The sequence below is a fragment of the Frankia sp. AgKG'84/4 genome, assembly GCF_023242965.2.
Taxonomy (GTDB): Bacteria; Actinomycetota; Actinomycetes; order Frankiales; family Frankiaceae; genus Frankia.
Genome location: NZ_JALKFU020000623.1, coordinates 1 through 2,953 on the forward strand (window position 1 = coordinate 1; position 2,953 = coordinate 2,953).

The window sequence follows — 2,953 nt, forward strand, 5'->3', positions numbered from 1 at the left end:
GCGTCGGCGCGGTGCAGCCCGATCGCGGTGACGACGGCGGCGAGCAGGTGGCCGCCGAGCATCACCGCCCCGCCCTGCCAGGGCGCCACCGGCATCGGCGGCGGTGGAGCTCCGAACAGCGCCGCCTGGGTGTGGATCATCCGCTGGACGACCGCGTCGGAGAGCGCGCCACGGTCCGCGATGCACAGCGACGGCACCATCGCGGCGTGCCCCGCGGCCCCGGAGCGCGCCGCGGCGGCGAACAGCACATGCAGTCCCGCCTGGGCGGCGACCATGGCGACGACGACCGTCGGCAGGCGGTGGGTCGAAGCGGTGAACGGCACGGCGAGAACGGTGATCGCCACCGCCACCGCGGCCAGCGCCGCCACCGGCGGCGACCCGCCGTGGCCGAGGGTGTGAGCCCCGGCGGCGAGCCCGGTGCAGGCCAGCGCGAAGACGCCGCCACGCGGCACCCGCGTCCAGTCCGTCCCGCGACCCCTCACGTCTACGCAGTGTAGAACTTGTGGCGCCGGTGGCGGTACCGACCTCGACGTCCAGGCATCCCGGGCCCGCGCGCCGCTGGGAGCCGTTACCGGCTCCCGGTCACTTCTGGAACCGGGCCATCCGGGCCAGGTAGTCCGGCGAAGTGATCATTCCGCTGACGAGCAGGCGGTCGATGTTCCGCTGCGCGGTGCGGTCGGAGACATCGGCGTACATGTCGATCGCCAGCTTCGCGACCCCGAGCGTCTCGGCGGGAATGGTGATGAGGTCCCGGCAGAACGCGTAGACGTCATCGAGGAACGTCTCGGCGGGGTAGATGTCGTGCACGAGACCGATCTGGCGGGCCTGTTCGGCGGACACCCGCCGCCCGGCCATCGCCATCCACTTGCCCCAGGCGGGGCCGACGAGGCGGGTGAGCCGGCTCGTCCCGCCGCTGCCGGCGATCACGCCGATGCTGCGCACCTCCGGCACGCCGAACTCGGCCGCCGGGGTGGCGAACCGGAAGTCGCAGGACACCGCCAGTTCCACGCCGCCGCCCAGACAGATGCCCTGGGCCGCCACCACGATCGGCTTCTCGATCGCCTCGAGCTCGTCGTAGAGCAGATGGTGAGTGCGGTAGCTACGGCGGAAGTTCCACCCGGGGTGCAGGTGCTCGGTCTCCGGGTCGCCGTGCCGGGTGCCGACCGGCGCCGACAGGTCGGTGCCGGCGGTGAAGTACGGCCCCACCGCGGTGATGACCAGGCAACGCAGGTCGTCGCGGTCGGCGAGCTGGTTGGCGGCACGCCAGAGCGTCTCGATCACCTGCGGACCCATCGCGTTGCGCTTGGCCTGCCGGTCGATCGTGACGGTCAGAATGCCGTCGTCCTCGGTGATCCGCGCGTGCTCGGCCGCGTCCCGCGCCGCGCCGTCACCCACGGCGAACCGCCCCTGCCGCTACCTGCGTCTGGCCCCAGCCCTGCGGGACCGCCACTCTGGTCAGCACCACCACTCCCCTTCCGGCGCCGTACGCCCCGCGGTCAAGCGACCGCGGCCGTGCGCCGGCCGGCCGGCCGGCCCAACATGTGGAGACCTCCCCGCACCACGCAACGGATCGACCGGCCTCGGATCGGTAGCGGGCGCGAGGGCGCTCGCCGTACCTGTGCGATCATGGCAGCGGGTTTTCCGGACAGGCACCGACCTCGGGGGATGGCGGACTGTGCCGACGCGGCGGTGCCCCGCGTAACCGTTCCCCACGCGAACGTAGCCGGACGGCACGCCGGTCACCGCGTTCGCGGAACCCGCCTCGTCCGGCCAGGAGGTCGACCGGGTCGCGTGCGCGGACACCTCGGTGCTGGCCGGGGACCGCGCGGCGCTGGCGGACGTGCTCACCGGGCCGGGGCGGCGGGCCACCGGCGAGGAGTGGGAACCTTTTCAGGTCGCGGTCTCGCGTTCGGACACCGCCGCCCTGGCCGGCGTGGTGACGTCGCCGCACGCGCCGCGACGATGGGTACGATTGCGGTGATGTCCCGACGGCGCAGGTCCCGGCCGCGGCGGCCGGAGGTCCGACCGAACGCGGAGGGAGAGTCGCCTTGACCGGTCTGCTGCTGGGCCCGATGCAGCGCCACACCGACTCCGCCAGCGTGACGATCTGGGTGGAGACCACCGCCCCAGGCCTCGTCGAGGTCACCGCCCTCGACAGCGCCGCCGCCGCCGCGAGCGCGGACGGGTCGGGAGCGGCGCGCACGTTCACCGTCGGCGGTCACCACTACGCGGTGGTCACCGTGGGTGGCCTGCGGGCCGGCGTCGCGCGGCCCTACGAGGTCCGGGTCGACGGCGTGCGGGTGTGGCCGCTGCCCGGGGAGCCGCCGAGCCTGCTGCGTCCGGCGCCCGGCCCGGCTGACCCGAGGCCGGTGACGCTGGCGTTCGGATCCTGCCGGGTGACCGCGCCGCAGGACAGGCCCTACACCCTCAACGCCGACGAACACGACAGCGGTCTCGGCACCGACGCGCTGCACGCCCTCGCCCTCGACCTGCGCGAACACCTCGCCGATCCCGCCAGGACGGGCGCCAGGCCGGTCCCCGACGTCCTGCTGCTGCTCGGCGACCAGGTCTACGCCGACCATGTCTCCCCCGAGACCCGCGCCTGGATCGCCACCCGGCGGGACACGACCCGCCCGCCCGGCGAGGAGATCGCCGACTTCGAGGAGTACACCCGCCTCTACCGCGAGGCCTGGTCGCAGCCGGAGATCCGCTGGCTGCTCTCGACGGTGCCGACCGCGATGGTCTTCGACGACCACGACGTCCGCGACGACTGGAACATCTCCGCGACCTGGCGCGGCGAGATCAGCGCGATGCCCTGGTGGGACGAGCGGATCACCGGCGGCATCATGGCCGCCTGGCTCTACCAGCATCTCGGCAACCTGGGCCCGGCGCAGCGCGCCGCCGACCCGCTGTTCGCCGCGCTCACCGCTGACGGCGGCGCCCCGGGCGCCGC

At 74.1% G+C, this 2,953-nt stretch carries 3 protein-coding genes and 1 pseudogene; 2 read left to right on the forward strand and 2 right to left on the reverse strand.

What is annotated here, in order from left to right; genetic code table 11:
• A pseudogene (locus MXD58_RS24145) lies at positions 1-452 on the reverse strand (hypothetical protein); the annotation flags it as partial.
• A 130-nt stretch (positions 453-582) separates the two neighbouring features.
• Entirely contained in the window at positions 583-1,395 is an 813-nt protein-coding gene (locus tag MXD58_RS24150) for an enoyl-CoA hydratase/isomerase family protein (RefSeq protein ID WP_248837126.1), read from the reverse strand.
• Positions 1,396-1,807: 412 nt separating this feature from the next.
• Here MXD58_RS24150 and MXD58_RS24155 point away from each other — a divergent pair, with 412 nt between their 5' ends.
• The gene (locus tag MXD58_RS24155) at positions 1,808-1,981 is read left to right on the forward strand and encodes a hypothetical protein (RefSeq protein WP_248837127.1); all 174 of its coding nucleotides are present in this window, start codon (positions 1,808-1,810) and stop codon (positions 1,979-1,981) included.
• Between the two features lie 67 nt (positions 1,982-2,048).
• Positions 2,049-2,953: DUF7800 domain-containing protein (locus MXD58_RS24160; RefSeq protein ID WP_250609988.1), on the forward strand; the 905-nt coding region annotated here is incomplete at its 3' end.